This is a genomic window from Spiroplasma endosymbiont of Lariophagus distinguendus (assembly GCF_023846195.1).
GTDB lineage: Bacteria > Bacillota_I > Bacilli_A > Mycoplasmatales > VBWQ01 > Spiroplasma_E.
The window spans coordinates 1-23,337 of the sequence record NZ_JALMUW010000008.1 but is presented as its reverse complement, the minus strand read 5'-3'; the positions used below and the strand labels follow the sequence as shown (position 1 = coordinate 23,337).

Below are 23,337 nucleotides of genomic sequence, written 5' to 3'. Positions count from 1 at the left end.
ATTGATAACGTATCAGCAACAGAAACTAAAGATACAACTATTTCAACTCCTGTTACTGAAACACCAGTAAGTGTCGAAGAAGAAAAAATATCATTAAATAAAGAAATCGAATTAGAAACAAAAATTAAAGAATTAACAACAGAACTTAATAAAATTAATTCACAACAAAAGCAATTAATGCTAGCTACTAGATTAAATACCATTAAAGAATTAGAAATTCAAAATAAAGAACACATTAAATATGCTAACCAAAAAATTATTAAAGATTTAGTTCATACTTTATTAAATTTCCAACGAGCACTAAACTTTAAAACTGATAATGCAGCTGTTCAAAATTTCCTAGTTGGTTTTAAATTTATCTATGAAGAATTAATTAAAGCACTTGGTAAAGAAGGTTTAAAAGAAATTACTGCTAAAGTTGGAGATCAATTTAATTCTCACCAACATGAGGCAGTAGAAATTATTAATGATAATACAAACAATGCTTATCAAAATGTAAAAAATAATACTATTGTTGAAGTTATAGCTAATGGTTATGAATTGCATAATCGTGTCATTAGCACCACTAAAGTTAAAGTTTTTCAAACTAAAGAAGAAAAAACAGAAACAAAGAAAAATTAAGGAGTGAAAATATTATGTCTACAAATAAAACAACAAATAAAGAAATCATTTTAGGAATCGATCTAGGAACAACTAATTCATGTGTTGCCGTAATGGAAGGTGATAAGCCAAAAGTTATTGAAAATGCCGAAGGCGGAAGAACAACACCATCAGTTGTTGCTTACAAAGATGGTCAAATTATGGTTGGTGAAGTTGCTAAACGTCAAGCTATTACTGATCCAGATAATACTGTTAGTTCAATTAAAAGAATTATGGGAACTAAAGAAACAGTTAAAGCCGCTACTAAAACACGTAAACCAGAAGAAGTATCTGCAGAAATTTTACGCACTATTAAAACTTTTGCTGAATCAAAATTAGGTAAAAAAATATCAAAAGCAGTTATTACTGTTCCTGCTTACTTTAACAATGAACAACGTGAAGCTACTAAAAATGCAGGAATTATTGCAGGATTAAAAGTAGAAAGAATTATTAACGAACCAACTGCTGCTGCCATCGCTTATGGTTTAGACAAACAAGATAAAGATCACAAAATTTTAGTATTTGACTTAGGTGGTGGAACATTTGACGTTTCAGTTCTAGAATTAGCAGGTGGAACATTTGAAGTATTATCAACTAGTGGTGATAACAAACTTGGTGGTGACGACTTTGATGCCTTAATTGTTCAACATTTAGTTAGTGAATTCAAAAAAAGTAATGGTGTTGACTTATCAAAAGATAAAATGGCAATGCAACGTTTAAAAGATGCTGCTGAAAAAGCAAAAAAAGACTTATCAGGAGTAGTACAAGCTGATATTTCATTACCATTTATTTCAATGAATGCCTCAGGTCCATTACATTTAAATGAAAAATTAACACGTGCCAAATTTAATGAACTAACAAAATCACTAGTTGAAAGAACTATTGCTCCTGTTCGTGATGCCTTAAAAGAAGCTAAATTAAGCAAAAATGAAATTGATGAAGTTATTTTAGTTGGTGGTTCAACAAGAATCCCAGCTGTGCAAGAAGTTATTAAAAACGAAATTGGTAAAGAACCACATCGTGGTGTTAACCCTGATGAAGTAGTAGCTTTGGGTGCTGCTATTCAAGGAGGAGTATTATCGGGTGATGTTACTGACGTTTTACTATTAGATGTAACTCCTTTATCATTAGGTATTGAAACTTTAGGAGGAGTAATGACGCCATTAATCTCTCGTAATACTACTGTTCCTACTAAAAAGTCACAAGTTTTTTCAACTGCTGAAGACAATCAACCCGCTGTTGATATTAGTGTTTTACAAGGAGAACGTCCACTAGCTAAAGATAATCATTCACTGGGTCGTTTCCAATTAAGTGGTATCGAACCAGCACCAAGAGGTGTTCCACAAATTGAAGTTACTTTTGATATCGATGTTAATGGTATTGTATCTGTTAGTGCTAAAGATCTAAAAACTAATAAAGAACAAAAAATTACTATTAGCAATAGTGGTACTTTAAGTAAAGACGAAATTGAAAAAATGGTACAAGATGCTGAAAAGAATCGTGAAAACGATGAAAAACATAAAGAAGAAATTGAATTATCTAATCAAGCACAAGCCTATATTTATGATATTGATAAAATGACTGCTGAAGTTACTAAATCAGCAAAAGAAGGCGAAGCAGAAAATCCACAAATTGCTGAAATGAAAAAACTACGTGATGACTTACAAAAATCACTAGATGAAAAAAAATATGATGATTTAAAAGAAAAACTAGAACAATTAAAACAAGCATTTGCTGCTGCACAACAATTTATGAACCAACAAAAACAAGAACCAACAGATCATATTAAAAAAGATGATAATAAAAGTGATGATGTTATTGATGTTGACGCAACAACTAAATAAAATAATTAGAGGTGGACAAAATGGCAAGTAAAAAACGTGATTATTATGAAATTCTAGGAGTTTCGCGTAATGCTACTCCAGATGAAATTAAGAAAGCGTTTCGTACGCTTGCAAAAAAATATCATCCCGATTCACCAAGTGGTGGTGATGAAGCTCGATTTAAAGAAATAAGTGAAGCTTATCAAGTTTTATCTGATACTAATGAAAGAGCAAAATATGATCAATTTGGTCATGATATGCCCGGAGTTGGTAGTTCTTCTGGCTTCGGTGACTTTAGTTCGGCATTTGGTGACTTATTTGGTGACTTATTTGGTGGTAATAGAAGACAACAACAACAACGCTATAATGGTAAAACACCAGGTGATAATATCCTAACAAAAGTTGAAATTAGTTATCGTGATGTATTCTTTGGCAAAAAAATGACCATTAGTATTAACATTGATGTTGCTTGTAAGGATTGTAAAGAAACTGGTGCTAGAACTCCTAATGATATTAGTACATGTGATAAATGTAAAGGTAAAGGAGTTCTTGAATATGTTCAACAATCACCATTAGGTATGTTTAGACATCAAGGTGTTTGCAACCAATGTCAAGGACTTGGTAAAATTATTCGTCAAAAATGTTTAAAATGCAAAGGACATCGCTATTATATTGAAAATCAAAAATTAGAATTTGATATTCCTCGCAGTATTTTTGATGGTCAACAAATTAGAATTAAAGGTAAAGGTAAAATTGGTCATAATGGTGGCACTCAAGGCGATTTATTTGTTGGTATTAATATTAAGCGACATGCTTTCTTAGATCGTCAAGGTAGTGATATGTATATTAAATTACCAGTATCTTACTTAGATATTATTTTGGGAAATATTATTATGATTCCTACCTTTGAAGGAATAATTAAACATAAATTACCATTAGGACTACAATACGGTGACAAAATTACTTTAAAAAATCAGGGATTCTATTACCCTAATAGTAGTAAACGTGGTGATTTACATGTTATTCTTGATATACAAATGCCTAATAAAGTTACTAAAACAGAGCAAGAAAAATTATGAAATATTAATAACGAAACTAAATTTGATCCAAATGAAGATTTTGTTAATAGTGCAATAAAAAGAATTTAATAAATTAATATATAAAAAATAAGAACATATGTTCTTATTTTTTATATATTAATTTTTTCACTTTATTAATTGGACCTTTTTTACCAATATAACACATTACACAACTAGTTTCATTTAAATATTTGTAATAATCTTCATTAGAGTGGAACCTTTGTCATTGTTTTACTTCTCATATTGGTATGTCGGTAATATTAATTACTACAACATTAAAATACAACGGACTTAATAATCATAATAAATGAAATAAATAATTTGAACTTGTCAAGAAAAGTGGACAATAAAAGTAACCTTTTATTAAATTTTATAAAATAGCGTTTGTAAGTGTTAAATTTATAGGTATGAAGTAATTATTTGTTGGTTTGGAATGAGCTAATCGATATTCGATTGGACTCATTCCTTTTAATTTGATTTGAGGTCGATAATTATTATAAAAGTAAATATATTTAGGTAAGTTGTCTTGTATTCATTCAATAGTTCTATTTTTTCTTGGAATTTGATATGAGAATTCTGTTTCATTGTTCCAAATCAAGTTTCCAGTAGCACCATTATCACAGGAATTACCTCTTCTAGACATTGAAATTTTTATTTTAATTCATCACATAAAAATTTTATAAGAAGGATTTGTATAGTGAAATCCTTGATCTGATTCATACAATTCATGAAGTAGGTTTTTGAGCATTAACTCAAACTGGATAATGTTTTTTGGACAACAAATGTCATGTCTAAACTTGCACTTATTTTATAATCTAATATTTCATTATTATGAAAATGCTAACAATTGATAAATAATATGTTTTACCATTAGTTAATAAATAAGTTATATCAGTACCCAAAATTTTTGATTTAAATTAGTAGTTGAAAATCACGTTTTAATAAATTATCATATCTTAAAGCTGCAAATTTATTCTATAATCAAATTTTTGTGCGAACTGTGGCTTTTTAAACTCCTTATTTTCATATATCTATGCTTAATATGAAATTTTAATTTTAAATTATAAATTTTGTTAATTCTTAAAGTTATCATTTTATAACCATAATTTCTTGAATTCATAAAAAATATTTTTATTGTGTATTTAAAAATGTATCTCATTTATTAAATTCATTCATTCCATTCTTAATTCACTTATAATATCCACAGTTTTGAAACATTTAATAATCAACATAAATAACTAATCTGATATTTTTTTTCATTGAGAAAATCACAAAATATTTCTTCTTTTTTTGTCGATTTCTAAATACTTTATATCGTTTCATTGCCTCAATATATTCAATTAATTCTTGTTTGCATTTCATTAAAATTTAAAGATTTGGATCGACCTGTTCTTTTGGTTTTTGCTTCACGAATTCCATTGCCATATTCTAAACCTTTTCACCTAATAATTTATGTACTTTGTTCATTCTTTTATTGATGATCGACCAATACCATACTCTAATGTGGTTTTATCAATTGTTTTAATTTTACTTATTTTTATTATTTTTAACTTTTCTTCTTTTGATAATCATTTAGCCATAAAAAAATGAACACCTTCCTTAAAGTATTTTTAACACAAAGGTTACAATTCTGTGTCTACTTTATTCTAGATGTTCATGTTCTTCTTATATGTTTTCAAACTGATTCAATTTGGTTGGTATTTACACCAGTTTTTGAAACATAGCTATCTTGATGATTGACTGTTTCATGCTTAGTGAAAACCGATTTAAAATCGCAATATCCTTTTCAAAAATCAGTATGTACATGACACTTTGAAGAAATGTGGTTTCTTGCAAACTGCAAAAGATTTTACTTTTGCATTTTTCAATACTTTCAATTAATTTATTGGTTGTTTTCATAAATACCAACAATCAAGGTTTATTCCACCAAGGATCTTCCTTACATTTTAAATCATATATGAAAGAATACATTTCATCCATTGCACTATACCCTCAACAATAAATTATTGATTCTTGTTGGCAATACAAGTTCTGATTTTATGACCCAGCCCATTCTTCAAGCAGTTTTCAAAGTTACCCCCCAATTCTTTGCAACATCAGTTGATGGAATTCCATGTTTGGTGTTTATTCATCTAAAGATGAGATCAAAACCAAGATTTCAAAAATATTGTGACTTGTAAAAAAATGGTGCCATGAAGAATACTAAATGTTTGATGACATTTCAAACATCTTATTCTTCTTAAATCAAGTATTTAAATTTGTTCAAACACACAATACATTTATTTTCCTTCAAACTTACTATATTTCAAACAATCTTGTTCTGTTTGAAAAGTATTGAACTCATTCAATTTCATTGTTTCCTCCACAAGTACATGTGAGAGAGTCCGTGTGTTTTCAAATTTGAGTAAAAATAATGGTAAGAACCTAGTATATTTTTATTAATTTTAAAAAAAATTAGTTAAAAAAGTTCGAATCAACAATAATCGCAAAGAACAAACCAGTTTTTGTATAATTGATTCGCAAAGTGTTAAAAATACAGATACTACTGAAAATAAAGGTTATGATGCTGGTAAAAAGATTTCAGGAATAAAGCGTCATATTGTTGTTGATTCTCAAGGCTTACCACATGCAATTTACATAACCACAGCAGAAAAAACAGATCGTAATAGTGCTATAATAATGATTGAAAATGAAAAAGAAAATCTTTCTGCAGTTCAAAAAATAATAGTAGATGCTGGTTATACTGGTGAAAAATTTGCTTCTGAAATCAAAACAATCATAAATGCAAATGTTGAAGTTATAAAACGTAATGAATTACATACTTTTGTAGTATTACCAAAAAGATGAATTGTAGAACGAAGCTTTGCTTGATTAGAAAAATACAGAAGATTATGAAAAAATTGTGAAAGAAAAGTAAATACTAGTTTACAAATGGTTGTTCTTGCCTTTATTTCAGTTTTATTAAAAAGATTCTAAACAGGTTCTTATGATAATGCTGTTGCTGAAGCAACTTTTAAAAGTTTTAAAACCGAATTTATTAATGATAAAAATTTTACATCATTAATCCAATTAAAATTAGAATTATTTGATTACATCAATTGATATAACAATATAAGAATTCACAGCACTTTAAACTACTTAACTCCAGTTAAATATCAACAACAAATGTCTACCAAAAAATAGTCCTAAAAAGTGTTGCCATTCCAACTTGTTCAATTATTGATGAATTATTTTTTTGTTTATTAAAAGTTGAAATTATTTTTCTTCCAAAAAATTTACGCTGCTCTAATGTAAAAATTTGTTTTTGTTCTGGTGTAAATGATGCAATCTGTTTTTCTGTAAATTCTGGGATTTGTTCTTTTGTAAAAGCAGAAATTTGTAACGGTGTAAACGTAGGGATTTGATTGTAAAAAGAGGAATTTGTTCTGGCGTAAATACAGAAATTTGCAACGGTGTAAACGCAAGGATTTGTTCTGGTGTAAAATTGGGATTTGTTCATATGTTAAATACGGAATTTGTTCTGGCGTAAATGATGCAATCTGTTTTTTTGTAAATGACTGAATTTGTCATAATCAAAATCATTGAATTTGTTTGGGTCTAAATGATTTAATTTGTTCTGCTGTAAAAAGTGGGATTTGTTCTGGTAGCAATGATTGAATTTGATATTTAGATAAAGCTTTTATTTCATGATCTGTTAAAATTGATATTTTTATTGAAGGTATTATTGAAATCATTGTTGTACTAGATTCTACTTGTAAAGTCTTAAAAATGAAATATTACTATTAATGATATCTTCTTCTTGTAAAAGAGGTTTAACAATCAATGAATAATTATTAGGCATGTGCTTTTCCTTTCCAAATAAAAACCCATTTACTTTAAAATAAAGTAAATAGGTCAAAAACTTATATTTATATTTTAATATTTTTCTCTATCTATTAAGTGAATCTTACACTATTTTAAGAATATTATTATAAATATTATTTATAAGCAATTTTAATTTTAATGTTCATCAATAACAACAATTATTTTTTGACTAACATTGTTAATTTTAATAAAATCATTAATTTTTTGTGAATTAACTCGTTTGGCATTACGCAATGCTCAACCAATAGAACGTATTAGATAAAAATTTGTTGTTAATAACAATGGCTTAATTAATGCAAATAGTAAATTAAAATCAGTATTTTCTTTAAACATTAATTGTGATTGAATTGCTATTCTTTGAATTCAAAAATTACTATCATTTATTAACTTAAATAAATATTGATCTCTAACACTAATATTATTGTTGCTAAATATAAGAACACCAATAATATTATCAAAATAATCAGTAGTATCTCATCAAATATTATGTTTAATTATCGATAAAAGCCAATCTAAGTCATTAAAACTTAAGTTTTTCTTTCATCAAAGATTTAAAAATTCCATTGCTGTATATTGAAATTCACGATTTTTTTGTAAATATAATGTTTCAAATAACTGTTTTTTATTTACTAACGATAAATTTTTATTTCATTTATTTAAAAATAATTTTACTAATGGTTTTCGTTTACTAGTTAAAATTCCATAAAATTCAAAATTATTGATTAAAAATTTTTCTTGTTTAATTTTAGTATTGATATTAGCATTATTAATAAAAATTGTCGTTAATATTTTTATTTCTTCATTAAATTTTTCCATATATACCTTTCTATCTATATAAAATATTTTATCTTAAAAATATTGAAGGGAAAGTACTCATTAAAATAATCATTATTATTGCTAAACAACTAAATATGCATAATCTAAGAATATGACGAAAATGTTTTTTATTTAAATAATTAATTGTTTGATTTAAATACATTAAATTTCATTTATTAATTGGTAATTGATAATAATCCAAAATAGCGATTAAAATTGCATGTCGTTTAAATGATTTACATTTTTTATAGTATTTAATATGGAATGAAATTTCATTTCAATGCTTAAAACTAAAAATATTATTAAGATCCATTAGTTCCGAAACAATTTCTTCAGGTGTAAAATCAGCATTTGCTGCATAAAAAGATTTGAATTGTTTATTTTGTTTAATTCAATATTTAATCTCATAAATAATCATAAATAATGCAATTACTAATACCATTACCACCGTTAAATCTTTAAATATATTTACCGCATACAATAATTTTCGAAGTTCAAAACTAATTTTTTGATCAGTTTTATCAATAACAGTTAATAATATTGAAAGAATTATTGAAAATATTGATAAAAACAATGCTAATATATCCATAATTCTAATTTTTTGTGTACATTTTAATTTAATATATTTAAATAAATCTTTAACAACAATATTAACATCAATTGTTAATGTTAAATTTTGTATATTTGTTTGTATTTCTTCATACCTAGCTTCTTCTAACTTTTCTTCTTCATCATCAAAAAACATAGTTTTCCCTCCATCCTATATTATAATTTTAACATTATCCGTAACTAAAACTAAAAAAATAAACAACTCAAAAAGTTGCTCATTTTTATATTTTAGTAATAGTTTATTTTGGAGTTCAAGTTTTTAATAAATCATTTTTAATATTACCTACTTGTGGCCCATAAATTACCTGAATAGCTGTACCTTTTTTAAAGATACCAACTGCACCAATTGATTTTAAAATATTATCATCAACTTTAGTTTCATCAAAAACTGTAACACGCAATCTTGTAGCACAATTGTCTAATAATTTAACATTACTTCGTCCACCAAGACCTTTAAAAATATTTTCTAACATATCATTATTTTTATCTTTATTAGTATCAGGTGTTAATGTTTGTTTCTTTGTCATTTCTGCTTGTAAAGTTTTATGAATAGACTCTGCACCATCAAGATAAGTAATTTCAACTTTATTGGCAATTACTTTAATATTTTTAGTTCCACTTAATCTTAATAAAGCTTTTGAATAAATATTTGCATCTTTTAAAGTTGCAACTAATACTTTATCTTTAGCGTTAACATCAATAATATTTAATGCTCCACCAAGTCCAAGTAATAAATTTTCTACTTTTGTTCTACCTTTTTTTGAAGACTTATCTAAAGAACTTTCAACACTTTGTAAAGCTAAGTTGGTTGCTAATTCTCCTTCTTCACGACCTAAAGTTTTGTAATTTCTTCACTTAATAATGTAATAGAACCCAAAGAAATAAGCAGGTGCCATAATTAATCCAGTAGCAAATACTCAATAGAAGCCTGTTTCTTTACCAAGAATACTTGGTAATATTCCAAAGAAAGAAAAGTCAATAAATCCAGCAGCAAAACCTTGACCAACAACTATATTTAATAAATACGCCATCATAAAACTAATTCCTGCCATAAATGCATGGAAAACAAAACATAATGGTGCTACAAATAAGAACGAAAACAACAATGGTTCTGTAACTCCTGTTAAGAAAGAAGTTAGAGCAGCAGATCCTAAAATACCACCAACCATTTTTTTATTTTCTGGTCGTGCTAACATTCACATAGCAAGCGCTGCAAATGGATAACCATATTGCATATATGCAAATCGCCCACTCATAAACATTGTTCCTGGTGTTTGATTCATGTGTCCTACTGCATTAGAAGCAAATTGTCCAAAGAAAATATTGTACGCTCCTACAAATGTGTCAGATCCATTAGTTCACGTACCACCAATTCCAGTATATCAGAAAGGTGCATATTGAACGTGATGCAATCCTGTTGGTATTAATAAACGTTCAGTAATTCCAAAAAACATTGCAATAAACGCTCCACCAACTGTTGGATGAAAATTATCACCAGTTAACTGTCCATCGGTAAGTTGACCTGTATTCATACCAGCTGCTAAGCCATTACCAATTTCTCTAAAAGCAATTAATAACATTGGTCAAATAAAGAAAAAAGCTAATCCCATTCCTATTCCAACAAAAACAGCTAAAATTGGCACAAAACGTTCACCACCAAAAAAAGCTAATACTCTTGGCATACGAATATTGTATGAATGATTATGAACAACTGATACTAATCAACCAACAAGAATGCCACCTAAAACTGAAGTATCAAACGTAGGAAATAATCCTAAGACAGAAGAAAATAAACCAGAAGATTTACCACTTTCTGGAGTAATCTTTGCACCTTCACCTAAACCTCATGGATCAAATCCCAACATTCCTGTTTTAGGATTTCAAAAAAACATGCCACTAATAACTGAAGTCATAACAATAAAAGTAATAAATCCAGAAAGAGCAGCTACACCTTTACTAGCTTTTGCAAAACCAAAAGCAATAGAAATAGCAAAAATCAATCCTAAATTAGCAAAAACAACGTTTCCGGCTGATTGCATAATTGAAAAAATATTAATAATACCAACAAGACTATCATGATTAGGTAATTGCTTTAAAGCACTAGCAACACCACCACCAATTCCTAACAATAAGCCAGCTATTGGTAATGTAGCTATTGGTAAAACAATGGCTCTTGATAAGTTTTGCATTTTGCCAAACATTTTGCCACCTAATTTATTGAAAGTTCCTTTAAAAGTAAAACTAGGATTTTTCTTATCCTCAGGAGTTGTTTGTTTACTATGAAAAAATTTACTCATTTTCTCACCTCCATTCTATATTGTTCTATACAGATGAGAATTTTATTCTATACAGATAAAAATATTATATATATATATAATAGTAAAAACAACAATAAAATAAATAAAAACGATTTTTTTACTACTATAATAGTAATTTCGGAGAAATTTTATAATATATATAGGTATTATCAATAACTACTATAAATTTTAATAATATATTGTAATTAAAAAAATAGTAAGTATTTTAAAACACTTACTATTTTTATTTTTTTAATTTTAAGTATTAATTTAAATTAAACCAAATATCTAAACCAATAAATTTAATAATTAACGTACCAATACAATAAGTAAAAACTAAAGTTGTTAACATATATAAAATTCATGATTCTTTTATTCTTTTATGATCAAGAAATTTATTAAAAGGAATTGCTTTTACAGCAAATCCGCTAGCAATAAAACTAAAAAGATAAATACTTATTTCAATTATTCATTTTATTAAATGTGAATCATGCATATTTATTAACCTCCACTAACCCTTTTAATACGCTCATCAAATACCTTTGTTTCTTGCTCTTTTAAAATTGATGTATATTCAACTTTATCACTAATAATACGAACCATATGTAAATCAGTTACCAAAAGTCCACCAGAAATCGTTAAATTACGAATTTTTTCTTTAATTTTAAATGACATTTTCGATATTTGAATATTAGCAATCAAAGGTGTATGCCATTCAAGAATACCAACATATCCTTCAGTTGTTTTAACATTAACTCACTGTACTTCTCCATCGAAAAAAATACCATCAGGAGTAATAATTTTAAGATTTAATGCCATACTATCACCTTCAATTATCTCAATTTCTTTGCCTTTTCAATTGCTTGTTCAATAGTTCCTACATATAAAAACGCTTGCTCTGGTAAATCATCACATTCACCATCTAAAATTTGTTTAAAACTATTAACAGTTTGACTAATCGGAATATAAATACCATTTAAACCCGAAAATTTTTCAGCAACATGAAATGGTTGTGAACAAAAATTACGAATTCTTCTTGCTCTAGCTACTATTTTTTTATCTTCTTCACTCAACTCATCCATTCCTAAAATACCAATGATTGGTTCTAATTCAGAAAAACGTTGAATTGTTTCAATAACTCTTTGCGCAACATCATAATGCTCCTGACCAACAATAGCAGGATCTAACATTCTTGATGAAGATTGTAAAGGATGAACAGCAGGATAAAGCCCTAAAGCAGCAATATTACGATCTAAAACAATTTTGGCATCCAAGTGAGTAAATGTTGTCGCAGGAGCTGGATCAGTTAAATCATCAGCTGGTACATATACTGCTTGTACAGATGTAATAGAACCACGTGTTGTTGATACAATACGTTCTTGTAAAGCACCCATTTCTGTCGATAATGTTGGTTGGTACCCTACTGCTGAAGGCATTCTTCCTAATAAAGCTGATACTTCACTACCAGCTTGTGTAAAACGAAATATATTATCAATAAATAATAATACATCTTGTTGTTTTTCATCACGGAAGTATTCAGCAATTGTTAAACCAGTTAATGCAACACGCATTCTAGCACCTGGTGGTTCTGACATTTGACCAAACACTAAAGCAGTTTTACTAATAACACCTGACTCTTGCATTTCATAATATAAATCATTACCCTCACGTGTTCTTTCGCCAACTCCTGAAAAGACAGAAATACCACCATGTTCTTTAGCTATGTTATTAATTAATTCTTGAATTAAAACTGTTTTACCAACTCCAGCTCCACCGAATAAACCAATTTTTCCACCTTTAGCATAAGGTGCTAATAAATCAATGACTTTAATTCCTGTTTCTAAAATTTCAGATTTTGATTGTAATTCATCAAAACTAGGAGGTGTACGATGAATAGGATATTTTAATTTAGTTTTAAGTTCTTTACCATCATCAATGACTTCACCCAATACATTAAAAAGTCTACCCAAAACTTCTTCACCAACAGGAACACTAATTGGTATTCCTAAATCAACTGCTTCAAGACCACGTAGTAATCCTTCAGTTGGACCCATTGAAATACAACGAACACTATCATCACCAATATGTTTTGCAACTTCAACAATTAATTTTTGACCATTATTATCAATACTAATAGCATTATTTAAATTAGGTAAACTATTATCATTAAAACGAATATCAATAACTGGACCTGAAATTTGAACAATTTTTCCAATATTTCGTTTAGTTGGTAATTGTTTACTAGTTTTAACACTTTCTTTGCTATTAACTACTTTTTTAGTCACTTTTGCTTTTACTTTAGCAATAACTTTAGTGTTATCTTTTTTTAAAGAGTTTTTATCACTAACATTTTTTTCTTTAATTGTTATAGATTTTTTACTAGTTGCATTTTTCATTTTAGTTTACTCCTTTATTATGATGATTGGGCATCAGCGCCACCAATAATTTCTGAAATTTCTTGGGTAATAGCACCTTGACGGGCACGATTATAACTTACTAATAATTTATCTTTCATTTCTTTGGCATTATTTGAAGCATTTTCCATTGCTAATCTTCGTAATGCTTGCTCTGACACTTGTGATTCTACTAATGCACCATAAACAATGGCACCAACATATAAAGGAATAGCACTATTAATAACAGTATTAGCGTCTGGTTCAAAATCAGTTTGAATTAAATTACTTTCTTGATTAGTTTTAATAGAAACAATTGGTAATAAATCAATAATTGTTGGAATTGTTGTTACCGTATTTACATATTTTGTATATGCAATTTTAATAGCATCAGTTTCTTTATTATTAAACTTAGAAAGTAACAACAAAGATATCTCTTGCGAATCATTATATGATGATTGAATGTTAATTTCAGTATAAGATTGCATAATTTTACAATGATGATTAGTAAAGTATGAAACTCCTTTACTACCAATAACAACTATTTCATCTTGTGGTTGATATTGTTCTAGTACTAATTTATTTAAATTATTATTAAAACCACCACATAATCCTAAATTAGAATTAAAAACGACTCATATTGTTTTATTAATAACTTGATCTTTTGTTTTTAAATAAATTGAATTACTTAATTTAGGTATTAATTGATTGAATGTATCATAAACTTCAGAATAATAAGGTTTAATCATCTCAATTCTTTTACCTACTTTTTTTAATTTAGCTGTTGATACTAGTTGCATTGCTTTAGTAATTTTATAACTAGTATTAACAGATTTAATTTTTTGTCTAATTTGTTCCATGCTTTGAGCCATGATATTTCACCTTACCTTCCTAAATACATTATTTGAATGTTTTAATTAATGTTTCCCATTCTTCAAGACTACCATATATTTTAGGATTATAGTCATTTAGCTTATTGGTCAAATTATAAACAACCTGCATAATGCCTTGACTAATGCTCACTTGTAACTCTTCACTAAACGCTTGATCTTGCTGTAATTTTAAATAACTTTTTCGTTGTTGTTTTTGAAAATAAGTTATTACTTCCTTTTTAAAAGAATCCATCATTTCTACTGGTAATCATTTAATTGCCTTATTTTTAATTGCTAATAAAATAATTGCTTGATCAATTTGATTTAATGGCTCATTTTGTTTTTGTTTTAAAATTTCAATGGCACGTTTACCATGTTCAATAACAGCTCTAGTGTTTTCATCTAAATCAGAACCAAATTGTGAAAAAGCTTGTAATTCACGAAATTGTGCTAATTCTAATTTTAATGTTCCACCTGCTTGTTTTATTGCTTTAATCTGTGCTGATGAACCTACCCGTGAAACCGATAAACCTACATCAACTGCTGGACGAATTCCGGCATTAAATAATTCTGACATTAAAAAAATTTGACCATCAGTAATTGAAATAACATTAGTAGGAATATATGCAGAAATATCACCGGCTTGTGTTTCAATAATAGGTAAGGCAGTAATACTCCCACCACCATGTTTTTCATTTAATTTAGCTGCACGCTCTAATAAACGTGAATGAAGATAAAAAACATCTCCTGGATAAGCTTCTCTTCCTGGTGGTCGTCTTAATAATAAGGAAATAGCACGATAGGCCACTGCATGTTTACTCAAATCATCATAAACAATTAAGACATCTTTACCTTCTTCCATTCATTCTTCGGCAATAGTTACTCCTGTATAAGGAGCAATATATTGCAAAGGAGCAACTTCACTAGCAGTAGCAGCAACAATAGTTGTATACTCCATTGCCCCTAGTTGTGTTAATTTATCAACAATTTGAGCAACAGTTGAAGCTTTTTGACCAATAGCAACATAAACACAAAAGACATTTTTACCCTTTTGATTAATAATAGTATCAATAGCAATCGTTGTTTTTCCAGTTTGACGATCACCAATTATTAACTCTCGTTGACCTTTGCCAATCGGAATCATTGCATCAATTCATAATAATCCTGTTGCTAAAGGTTCTGATACAGATTTTCTAGTCATCACACCCAGCGCTATTCTTTCAATCGGTCTAGTTTTCGTAGTTTTAATTGGACCTTTACCATCAATCTTTTGCCCTAGTGCATTAACAACTCTTCCTAAAAGCATATTACCAACTGGTGTTTCAACAACATTACCTGTTCTACTAACAATATCTCCTTCTTTGATACCTGTGTCATCCCCCATTAAAGTAACACCAACAGCAGTTTCTTCTAAACTCAAAACCATACCATAAATATTACTTTTAGGAAAAAATACTAATTCACCATTAACAGCCTTATCTAAACCATGAATTAGCGCAATTCCATCACCGACAGTAACAACAATGCCTTCCTCATTAGCACTAATTTTTTTACCATAATTTTTAATTTGGCTTTTTATAATTTCTGAAATTTGATTAACGTTTAAGGACATTTGTTTTACCTCTATTCATGACTTAATAATTCTTGTTTTAATTGATCAATTTGACCTTTAACGGAACCATCAAAAACTTGATTCCGTACTTTAACTTTAATACCGCCAATTAATGATTTATCAATCTTGTTAACGACTTTAATCTTATGTTTAATGACTTTCTCAATTTTCAATTTTATTTGATTTATTTGTTGGTTTGAAAGTTCTATTACTGAATAAATAATGCCATAGTTTACATCTTGATATTCATTACATAATTTGCGAAATTCTTTTAAAATGAAACGAACACACTGGAAATGATGTTCATCAATCAACAAAAAGAAAAAATTTAACATATATGGTTCAATATGATTTTTAAAAGTTTCACTAATAATTTGTTTACGTGTTTCAATAGTTATATTACTACTACTAGTAATATCAATAAATTCTGGATAAGTAGTAAAAATATCAATTAATTTATTACTTTCTTCAGCAAATTGAGTAATTTTTTTTATTTCTCTTGCTAATTGAAAAAGACCATTACTTCATTGATTAGCTAATCCTTCATCTATCATTTAACTTCACCACTATTCCAAATTCTTAATAAAATCAGTAATTAATTGTTCATGTTTTTTAGCATTCATTTCAGCACCAATAATTTTTTTAGCTGCTTCTAATGCTACTACTTTGATTTCTTCGTTAATCTTTGCTTCTGCCTCTTTACGAGCACGAACTAAATCACGATTTGATTGATTAGTAATACGCATACTCTCTTCTTGCGCTTTATCAATAATTTGTTTACGCTTATTGTAACCATCATTTTGTGCATTAGCAATAATTTCCTGAGCTTCAATTTTAGCAGCTTTTAATATTTGACTAGCTTCACCACGATCTTGATTAGCTAATGATTGCTTGCAAGCAGCAGCATCAAGTTTTTCTTTAATTACTAAATGTCGCGAATGTAAAGCCTTACGAAACGGAGCATAAACTCATCTTCAAAGTACCATTAATAAAATTAATGTTGCAAAAATATGAGCAATAAAAACAGGAAGATTGGGAAATAATTGATTAACAATATCATCACCTGATACTAAATCATTGAAATTAAAATTCATAAAATCACCTACTTTTTAATATTTTTTAATACCTTATGCTACAAATATTAAAATTAGAGAAACAACTAATCCATAAATAGCACCTGATTCGGCAATAGCTGCACCAATAACAAATTGTGTTCTAATTTTAGATTCTACTTCAGGATTACGAGCAACCGCTTCAACAGCTTTACCGGCAGCAAAACCTTGACCAATTCCACTTCCTGCACAAGAAATAGTTGAAATTCCAGCTCCAACAAACTTTAAACTCACTAAAGAATTAGGATCGGTTGCTAAATGATTAAAAAAATGAAAGACATGTGTCATTACTGTTGTTAATAGTTCCATAATAAATAAATTCTCCTTTTTGTGTTTTATTTTTTTTCCATAATTGAACGTTCGGTATAAATTTCTTCTTCATGATTTATTGCTTGTTGTTTACGAAGTTTTCTTGGTAATTTAATAGTAAGTTCTCCCTTATGAGAACTTCCTTCTTCCATTTGTAACTTCCAATAAACAAGAGTTAAGGTGCCAAAAATTAAGGCTTGAATACTTCCAGCAAATAAATCAAAATAAATATGTAAGAATGGTCCAATTACTCCAATTAATAAATTCATCTGACCAATAATTGGGATATTACTTCAAATATTAGCAGTTACCCCATAAAGCATTGCCAAAATAATACTTCCACCTAAAATATTACCAAATAAACGAAAAGATAAAGAAATCAAAGGTGCAAATTGAGTAATTAATTCTAGAGGGTTAATAATAAATTTTTTAAAAAATAAAAGTTTCTGAAATTTAATAGCAATATAATATATTCCAATAAAAGTAACTAATGCCATTGATAAAGTAACAGTATACATTGATGACTGTGGTTCAAGACCAATAATCGATAATCAATTACCAATTAAAATATAACCCATTACATATAACAAATAAACTGTCAGGTTTTTATACTTTACGCCAAGAACATCAACAACAATTTTTTCAACTGATTTAATTATTAATTCAACAACTAAAACAATACCTCTTGGATCTTCATCAGGCTTCATTCGTTTTACTTTATAGTAATAAATATAACTAATAACACTGATAAAGACTGTTGTTATCAAAATTGTTACCAATTGTGGCATAATTTGTAAATAATTCCAACTTTCCAATCCAGCTAAAGTTTCCATTTAAATTCCTTCTTTTAAGTTATTTTTTTGATATACACATAATGTTGCAGTAATAGTAGCAACCATTAATATTGACATTCCGGCAATTATAGTAAAAATATTAGCAAAGTTAAAGAAAATATTCAAAACTATAATTGAACCATAAATTAACATTCTTAATAAGAATCCAAAATATGCTAAGGTTTGTTTTAAATGTATTCCGCTGGTTAATCATTTTGACGATAAATATAAAAAGCATAACCCAATCATACTTCCTATAAAACCAATATTAAATCCAGCAATTAATAACCAATGGTTTGTATTAATTATAACAGTTATAATTAATCCTACATTAATTAATAATCAGTAGCATAACATTGTAAAAAGTATTGAAAGAAAAAGGTTATTTCTAATTTTTTCCATTAAAATATTTATTTAGTTCCAAAAATTCGATCACCAGCATCACCCAATCCAGGTACAATATAACCATCATCATTTAATTCTTTATCCAACGCTGCTAAAAAAATCTTAACATCAGGATGATTATGATTAATTTTCTTAATAGCTACTGGTGCTCCTACAATGGAAACTAAAGTAATATTTTTAAAACCTACTTTTTTTAATTCTTTAATAGCAGCGTCAGCAGTACCACCAGTAGCAAGCATTGGATCTAAGATAAATACTAATGCATCACTTATATTTTTAATATTTTTGGGATATTTAAAAAAATATTTTTGTGGTTTTAAAGTTTCTTCATCACGATAAAGACCAACATGACTAATAATTGCATTAGGTACTACATACTCAAATCCATTTGTCATCCCTAATCCTGCTCTTAAAATCGGAGAAAGAATGATTGTCTTGGTTAATGTTTTACCAATAACTTTAGTAATGGGTGTTTCAACTTCAATTTCATCAAGAGGAATATCTTTAAATACTTCATAAGCCATTAACGTTGCAATTTCGCTTAAATTCTCTTTGAAATCTTTTTTTTGGGTTAAGTGATTTCTAATTCTTGTTAATTTATCTTGTATTAAAGGATGATTAACAATAAACAGATTTTTACTACTTTCCACTAAAAACACTCCTTTATCTTTAATGCGTATATTTTCAATAATTTAAAATATATACTAATATGAAATTTTACGCCTTTTAATTTATAAATCAATAAAATAACAATAAAAATAACGAAAAAAGATAAAAGATTTATTCAAAAATTATTTTTTTAATTGTTAATTTAGCACTTCCATTTCAAATATTTATGATAAATGTTTTCCAACAAATATTTCTGATATTAATGTTGAAAGTAATAACGAACAACAAATATCTGAAAGAACTCCATTATTAAGAAATAACGATATAACAAGTATTAATGGTGAACAATTACCAATAATTAATCAAAATCATTGTCAATTAACTTTTTCATAAACTTAATAAAAATAAATGTTGGTAATTTACTAACATTTTTTATTTATGATTAAATAACAATAAAAAAAAGTTACTGTTTAACACTCATTTTTTTCATTTCTTCATATAACCTATTATTATTTCTATTATTTCATGTACCAAATTGATGATTAAAAGAAGTAAGCAAAGGATAAGAAAACCCAAGTTCTACTAATTTTTTAATACATTTAAAATAATCTTCTTTTAATGGTAAAACAACTTCAGTAACTTTCTGTTTTCATGGTTGTTTATATTGAATACCACTATAAATATCATTTAATTCAGGAACAATAAAAGCATAAATTCCACCAACACCAACTTCCATAAAATTATGTTTATTTGGATGAGGATATTCAAAAATTTTAATATGCAAAACCAAATGTTCTAATAAATTACAATAAACTAATCGATCAGCATATTGATAGGCAAATGGTGACTTTTGAGCTCATTTGGGAGTAGATAACAAAATTGCTTTATCTTCATCAATATGATGAATATATAAACCTTCTTTTCCCCTTGTTATTCCTTGTGATTTCTTAGACATTGTTGCATCTGAAAAATAATTTTTTGAAATACATCCATATTTATTTTTTAAAAAATTACAAACATTTTCATAATTCATTGTTAATAATTTTTCTACTTCTGACATGCTTACCCCATACTATACTACTTTATTTTTATGATAATAATGAAAATCAAGTTTTCTTTTTTATTACCCAAAATAATATAAATTAATCTTTAACAAAAGCTAAGACAAAACTAAAACTACCATGTAATAAAAAATGATAATCATCTTCAATAGCATTAACATTAATATGAACATCATCAAATGTTTTAATAGATTCTGATAAAGTATGACCTTCTACATTAACAATATAGTCACTATCTTGTTTTGCTGTTGGAACAATAGCATTAATTTTACTTTCAATTAATGATAAACAACGTAAAGCAATTGCTTCACCAAAAGTAGTGGTATTAATTTTAATTTTTTCTTCTTGCTTATCAATATTAACATTACTAATGTCTTTAGCTTTTGATACTAATTTTACACAAGCATTAAAACTACCTTTTAAAAAATTACTATTATTTGAAGCAGATACATTAACAGCAAGTGATTCAAATTTATCAATTTTAGCATACATATCATTATGATTAACAATTGTTATTTTATAATCGGTTCCATTTTCTGGTTTTTTTCCTTCTGGAACTAATTTATTAATTTCAGTTTGTACTTTAGTTTTAAATTTAATTAAAGCTGTATTATAAATATCTTTATTTAATTCAACAGGAGCATTAGTAACTTCCATATTAATATTACTAATATCAACATATTTTTGATTTGCATCATTTACCTTATCACATGCAATAAGTGGTAAAGAAATAATGCTCGTTAAAAACATCGCTTTAAATACTTTTAATATTTTTCTCATAGTTTTTCACCTATTATTCTCTCGAAAAAACTAATCTTCTTAGTTTTAACTTTATATTTCTTAATTATTTTTGATTATTAACTTATTATTATTTTGTTTTCTTGAATATTTTTTATAACTATTTGTTCCAATAAAAATATAGTAAATTAAAATATTAATAGAACCTATTAATACTGATACTAAACCAAAATATAACAATAGGCTAACTTTAAAAGAAGAAAAAGAAAATATAATTCCTAAAGTAATTAAAAAAAAGCCAGTAAATTGAATAAACTTTCAAGTATTAAATTTAAAGTGTTTTTTTGCCATAATTTTGCTCCTAATAATATATTTTGTATAATTATATCATTTTCACAAAAAAAGCAAAATTTTTAATTATTAAATAATAATTGTTATAAACTAATAACATGAACAGCAAAACTAATTGCTTCTTCATATTTATTAAAAAGAAAAAATAAACGTTTATTTTGAAAATTAATTTCAATACCAATATATTTTTGTTTATTTTTTATATAATTATTTTTTTCTCAAAAAAATGTAATACTTTTAACATTAACTAATGGTATTATTTGTAGTTCAAAAGAATCAATAAAATAAAGATTATTTCGTGAAATTAACAAGTCTATTTGATTTAAAGGTATAAAATCTGATGATTTGATAAGATTAATGTCTTTAATTTTATAACGTAAAAATAATTTTTTGGCATTACTATATTCAGTTTTTAAAAGAATATTTTGGCCAGAAATCTTATTAAGATCTTCATACTTTCCCAAAATGACTTTGTCACTATAATAAATATCTTCTTTAATTTTTTCTATTGAAACTGGTAATTCTTTAGTATTTATTTTTTTTAATTTTAAATATTTATATAAAGTATTTATATCTTTAGTAATTTTTAATATTTTCTTTTGTTTATTTTTTTTAATTAATAAAATTAGTGTAATTAATAAAATCAATATTGTTGTGCATGCAATAATAATTAAAATTATTCATCAATTCATAGTATTATCTCCTTTTTTAATACTGTTATCTAATTATTATCTAATAATTTTATCATTAAAACTATTAAAAATAGTTGATGGTTTATTTGTTAAAATCTCACCTGCTACTCTATACCTTAAGTTAGGCAAGTTTATATTATGATAATCGTTAATTGGTTGTTCATTACTTAAATTACAACTTGTAGCTACTAAAGGCCCTGTTAATTTAATTAATTTTTGAATAAAATGTGAAGCACTAACTCTAATTGCTATTGTCTTTTTATTTATTCAATATGATGTGTTTAAACTAGGTTGTTTTAAAACTATAACAGTAACTTTACCAGCACTAAAATTATTTATTAAAAATGACTGTAATTGATCGCTAATTATACCAATGCTTTTAGCTTGTTCTCAACTAGCAACTAAAATTGGCAGTTCTTTAGTATAATCACGTTTTTTTATTTGATAAATTTTATTAATAGCTTTGTCATCATTAAATTTACAAACAAGACCATAAATTGTATCTGTTGGTAAAGCAACCACTTCGCCATTAGCAATGATTTGACTAATTTCTTTAATTTGATTTTGCTGTAAAGTTATCATGAAAACACCACTATAAATTTTAACTAAATTATACACCTATTATTTTAAATATAATAGTTGTTTCAAAATAATGAATAAAAAACTTATAAATGATATTTGTAATTTAAAATAAACCTTAAAATTACTAATTAAAGATTGGAAAATCATTCATTAATGGTTTAATAAACATCTTAATTTAATATAGATTAATATTTATATTAGATTTTTATTAAATTAAATATAGAAGGAGAATCAAAAAATATGCCCAAAAGAAAAATAGGAATACAACATACTAATGAAGAAATTGAAAAAATAAGAAAAGAAATTGAAGATAATGATAATAAACCATTTATAATAGAAACAATTTGTATTCAAAATATCATTGAAAAAACAATTGATAAAAAATTTAATAATAATGATTTTACAAAAATGATTTTTCCCAATAAAGAATTAGATAGCACTATAAAAAAAGAAATTATAAAATTAGAAACTCAATTTAAAGATGCAGAAATAGATTATATTAAATTTAATTCTCATTTACCAAAAATATAATGAAAGTTAAGATTTATCTTTCCGGTGATGTTAAATAATCATTATTAAATTTATTAAAAATAAATGATTTTATATTTGTTTTTTTATACTATTAATTTTATATAAAAATG

The 23,337-nt window shown here is 26.6% G+C and carries 30 protein-coding genes and 2 pseudogenes; 7 read left to right on the top strand and 25 right to left on the bottom strand.

Annotated features, from left to right (window positions below; genetic code table 4):
* From M0D11_RS01560 to M0D11_RS01550, 3 genes are all read left to right on the top strand, one after another.
* A partial coding sequence (locus M0D11_RS01560) for a nucleotide exchange factor GrpE (protein WP_252319381.1) occupies positions 1 to 621 on the top strand: 621 nt, incomplete at its 5' end.
* 14 nt (positions 622 to 635) lie between these two features.
* Positions 636 to 2,483, top strand: a complete 1,848-nt coding sequence (dnaK, locus tag M0D11_RS01555) for a molecular chaperone DnaK (protein ID WP_174481222.1) — start codon at positions 636 to 638, stop codon at positions 2,481 to 2,483.
* A gap of 20 nt (positions 2,484 to 2,503) precedes the next feature.
* Entirely contained in the window at positions 2,504 to 3,610 is a 1,107-nt protein-coding gene (locus M0D11_RS01550; protein WP_252319380.1) for a DnaJ C-terminal domain-containing protein, read from the top strand.
* Positions 3,611 to 3,644: 34 nt separating this feature from the next.
* On the opposite strand, the gene M0D11_RS01545 is transcribed toward M0D11_RS01550, so the two are convergent.
* From M0D11_RS01545 to M0D11_RS01525, 5 genes are all read right to left on the bottom strand, one after another.
* Positions 3,645 to 3,875 (bottom strand): hypothetical protein, encoded by a 231-nt coding sequence (locus M0D11_RS01545; protein ID WP_252319379.1) that lies wholly within the window; start codon positions 3,873 to 3,875, stop codon positions 3,645 to 3,647.
* A gap of 36 nt (positions 3,876 to 3,911) precedes the next feature.
* The gene (locus tag M0D11_RS01540) at positions 3,912 to 4,289 is read right to left on the bottom strand and encodes an IS3 family transposase (protein ID WP_252319378.1); all 378 of its coding nucleotides are present in this window, start codon (positions 4,287 to 4,289) and stop codon (positions 3,912 to 3,914) included.
* Positions 4,290 to 4,983: 694 nt separating this feature from the next.
* Positions 4,984 to 5,121 carry a hypothetical protein gene (locus M0D11_RS01535; protein WP_252319377.1) on the bottom strand — a complete coding sequence of 46 codons (138 nt, stop codon included), beginning with the start codon at positions 5,119 to 5,121 and terminating at the stop codon, positions 4,984 to 4,986.
* A gap of 56 nt (positions 5,122 to 5,177) precedes the next feature.
* A complete protein-coding gene (locus tag M0D11_RS01530; protein WP_252319376.1) occupies positions 5,178 to 5,384 on the bottom strand; it encodes a transposase in 207 nt (68 codons plus the stop codon).
* Between the two features lie 141 nt (positions 5,385 to 5,525).
* Entirely contained in the window at positions 5,526 to 5,735 is a 210-nt protein-coding gene (locus tag M0D11_RS01525) for a hypothetical protein (RefSeq protein ID WP_252319375.1), read from the bottom strand.
* A 254-nt stretch (positions 5,736 to 5,989) separates the two neighbouring features.
* On the opposite strand from M0D11_RS01525, the pseudogene M0D11_RS01520 reads away from it, so the two are divergent.
* A pseudogene (locus M0D11_RS01520) lies at positions 5,990 to 6,517 on the top strand (IS5 family transposase); the annotation flags it as partial.
* Positions 6,518 to 6,526: 9 nt separating this feature from the next.
* A pseudogene (locus M0D11_RS01515) lies at positions 6,527 to 6,724 on the top strand (IS3 family transposase); the annotation flags it as partial.
* Here the strand turns inward: M0D11_RS01515 and M0D11_RS01510 are convergent.
* A complete protein-coding gene (locus M0D11_RS01510) occupies positions 6,711 to 7,040 on the bottom strand; it encodes a hypothetical protein (RefSeq protein WP_252319374.1) in 330 nt (109 codons plus the stop codon). The pseudogene M0D11_RS01515 and the gene M0D11_RS01510 overlap by 14 nt on opposite strands.
* 92 nt (positions 7,041 to 7,132) lie before the next feature.
* Here M0D11_RS01510 and M0D11_RS01505 point away from each other — a divergent pair, with 92 nt between their 5' ends.
* On the top strand, positions 7,133 to 7,327 hold the full coding sequence (locus M0D11_RS01505) for a hypothetical protein (protein WP_252319373.1): 195 nt from the start codon (positions 7,133 to 7,135) through the stop codon (positions 7,325 to 7,327).
* 213 nt (positions 7,328 to 7,540) lie between these two features.
* On the opposite strand, the gene M0D11_RS01500 is transcribed toward M0D11_RS01505, so the two are convergent.
* From M0D11_RS01500 to M0D11_RS01410, 19 genes are all read right to left on the bottom strand, one after another.
* Positions 7,541 to 8,221 carry a DNA alkylation repair protein gene (locus M0D11_RS01500; protein ID WP_252319372.1) on the bottom strand — a complete coding sequence of 227 codons (681 nt, stop codon included), beginning with the start codon at positions 8,219 to 8,221 and terminating at the stop codon, positions 7,541 to 7,543.
* A 28-nt stretch (positions 8,222 to 8,249) separates the two neighbouring features.
* On the bottom strand, positions 8,250 to 8,966 hold the full coding sequence (locus tag M0D11_RS01495; RefSeq protein ID WP_252319371.1) for a hypothetical protein: 717 nt from the start codon (positions 8,964 to 8,966) through the stop codon (positions 8,250 to 8,252).
* A 103-nt stretch (positions 8,967 to 9,069) separates the two neighbouring features.
* Complete coding sequence (locus M0D11_RS07135; protein ID WP_252319368.1) at positions 9,070 to 11,127, bottom strand: PTS transporter subunit EIIC; 2,058 nt, start codon at positions 11,125 to 11,127, stop codon at positions 9,070 to 9,072.
* 265 nt (positions 11,128 to 11,392) lie between these two features.
* Positions 11,393 to 11,623 carry a hypothetical protein gene (locus tag M0D11_RS01485; RefSeq protein WP_174480957.1) on the bottom strand — a complete coding sequence of 77 codons (231 nt, stop codon included), beginning with the start codon at positions 11,621 to 11,623 and terminating at the stop codon, positions 11,393 to 11,395.
* Between the two features lie 5 nt (positions 11,624 to 11,628).
* The gene (locus tag M0D11_RS01480; protein ID WP_174480958.1) at positions 11,629 to 11,946 is read right to left on the bottom strand and encodes a F0F1 ATP synthase subunit epsilon; all 318 of its coding nucleotides are present in this window, start codon (positions 11,944 to 11,946) and stop codon (positions 11,629 to 11,631) included.
* Positions 11,947 to 11,960: 14 nt separating this feature from the next.
* Positions 11,961 to 13,523, bottom strand: coding sequence for a F0F1 ATP synthase subunit beta (atpD, locus tag M0D11_RS01475; RefSeq protein ID WP_252319366.1), 1,563 nt, complete (start codon positions 13,521 to 13,523; stop codon positions 11,961 to 11,963).
* Between the two features lie 17 nt (positions 13,524 to 13,540).
* Complete coding sequence (gene atpG / locus M0D11_RS01470) at positions 13,541 to 14,392, bottom strand: ATP synthase F1 subunit gamma (RefSeq protein WP_252319364.1); 852 nt, start codon at positions 14,390 to 14,392, stop codon at positions 13,541 to 13,543.
* A 28-nt stretch (positions 14,393 to 14,420) separates the two neighbouring features.
* Positions 14,421 to 16,004, bottom strand: coding sequence for a F0F1 ATP synthase subunit alpha (atpA, locus tag M0D11_RS01465; RefSeq protein ID WP_252319362.1), 1,584 nt, complete (start codon positions 16,002 to 16,004; stop codon positions 14,421 to 14,423).
* Positions 16,005 to 16,015: 11 nt separating this feature from the next.
* Positions 16,016 to 16,558: a F0F1 ATP synthase subunit delta gene (locus M0D11_RS01460; protein WP_252319360.1), complete on the bottom strand. Its 543-nt coding sequence runs from the start codon at positions 16,556 to 16,558 to the stop codon at positions 16,016 to 16,018.
* A gap of 12 nt (positions 16,559 to 16,570) precedes the next feature.
* Complete coding sequence (atpF, locus tag M0D11_RS01455) at positions 16,571 to 17,098, bottom strand: F0F1 ATP synthase subunit B (protein WP_252319358.1); 528 nt, start codon at positions 17,096 to 17,098, stop codon at positions 16,571 to 16,573.
* A 33-nt stretch (positions 17,099 to 17,131) separates the two neighbouring features.
* Positions 17,132 to 17,425, bottom strand: a complete 294-nt coding sequence (atpE, locus tag M0D11_RS01450; protein WP_252319357.1) for an ATP synthase F0 subunit C — start codon at positions 17,423 to 17,425, stop codon at positions 17,132 to 17,134.
* A 26-nt stretch (positions 17,426 to 17,451) separates the two neighbouring features.
* Entirely contained in the window at positions 17,452 to 18,258 is an 807-nt protein-coding gene (locus M0D11_RS01445) for a F0F1 ATP synthase subunit A (RefSeq protein WP_252319355.1), read from the bottom strand.
* Positions 18,259 to 18,615 (bottom strand): hypothetical protein, encoded by a 357-nt coding sequence (locus M0D11_RS01440; RefSeq protein WP_174480965.1) that lies wholly within the window; start codon positions 18,613 to 18,615, stop codon positions 18,259 to 18,261.
* Positions 18,616 to 18,668: 53 nt separating this feature from the next.
* The gene (gene upp, locus M0D11_RS01435) at positions 18,669 to 19,313 is read right to left on the bottom strand and encodes a uracil phosphoribosyltransferase (RefSeq protein ID WP_308699596.1); all 645 of its coding nucleotides are present in this window, start codon (positions 19,311 to 19,313) and stop codon (positions 18,669 to 18,671) included.
* A gap of 422 nt (positions 19,314 to 19,735) precedes the next feature.
* Positions 19,736 to 20,332 (bottom strand): SAV1803-related protein, encoded by a 597-nt coding sequence (locus tag M0D11_RS01430; RefSeq protein WP_252319351.1) that lies wholly within the window; start codon positions 20,330 to 20,332, stop codon positions 19,736 to 19,738.
* 82 nt (positions 20,333 to 20,414) lie between these two features.
* Positions 20,415 to 21,113 carry a hypothetical protein gene (locus M0D11_RS01425; protein ID WP_252319349.1) on the bottom strand — a complete coding sequence of 233 codons (699 nt, stop codon included), beginning with the start codon at positions 21,111 to 21,113 and terminating at the stop codon, positions 20,415 to 20,417.
* A gap of 60 nt (positions 21,114 to 21,173) precedes the next feature.
* Positions 21,174 to 21,422 (bottom strand): hypothetical protein, encoded by a 249-nt coding sequence (locus M0D11_RS01420; RefSeq protein ID WP_252319347.1) that lies wholly within the window; start codon positions 21,420 to 21,422, stop codon positions 21,174 to 21,176.
* 83 nt (positions 21,423 to 21,505) lie between these two features.
* Positions 21,506 to 22,114, bottom strand: coding sequence for a hypothetical protein (locus M0D11_RS01415; RefSeq protein ID WP_252319345.1), 609 nt, complete (start codon positions 22,112 to 22,114; stop codon positions 21,506 to 21,508).
* Between the two features lie 36 nt (positions 22,115 to 22,150).
* Positions 22,151 to 22,696, bottom strand: coding sequence for an L-threonylcarbamoyladenylate synthase (locus M0D11_RS01410; protein WP_252319343.1), 546 nt, complete (start codon positions 22,694 to 22,696; stop codon positions 22,151 to 22,153).
* A gap of 240 nt (positions 22,697 to 22,936) precedes the next feature.
* Here M0D11_RS01410 and M0D11_RS01405 point away from each other — a divergent pair, with 240 nt between their 5' ends.
* Positions 22,937 to 23,227 carry a hypothetical protein gene (locus tag M0D11_RS01405; protein WP_252319341.1) on the top strand — a complete coding sequence of 97 codons (291 nt, stop codon included), beginning with the start codon at positions 22,937 to 22,939 and terminating at the stop codon, positions 23,225 to 23,227.
* Positions 23,228 to 23,337: the final 110 nt, after the last annotated feature.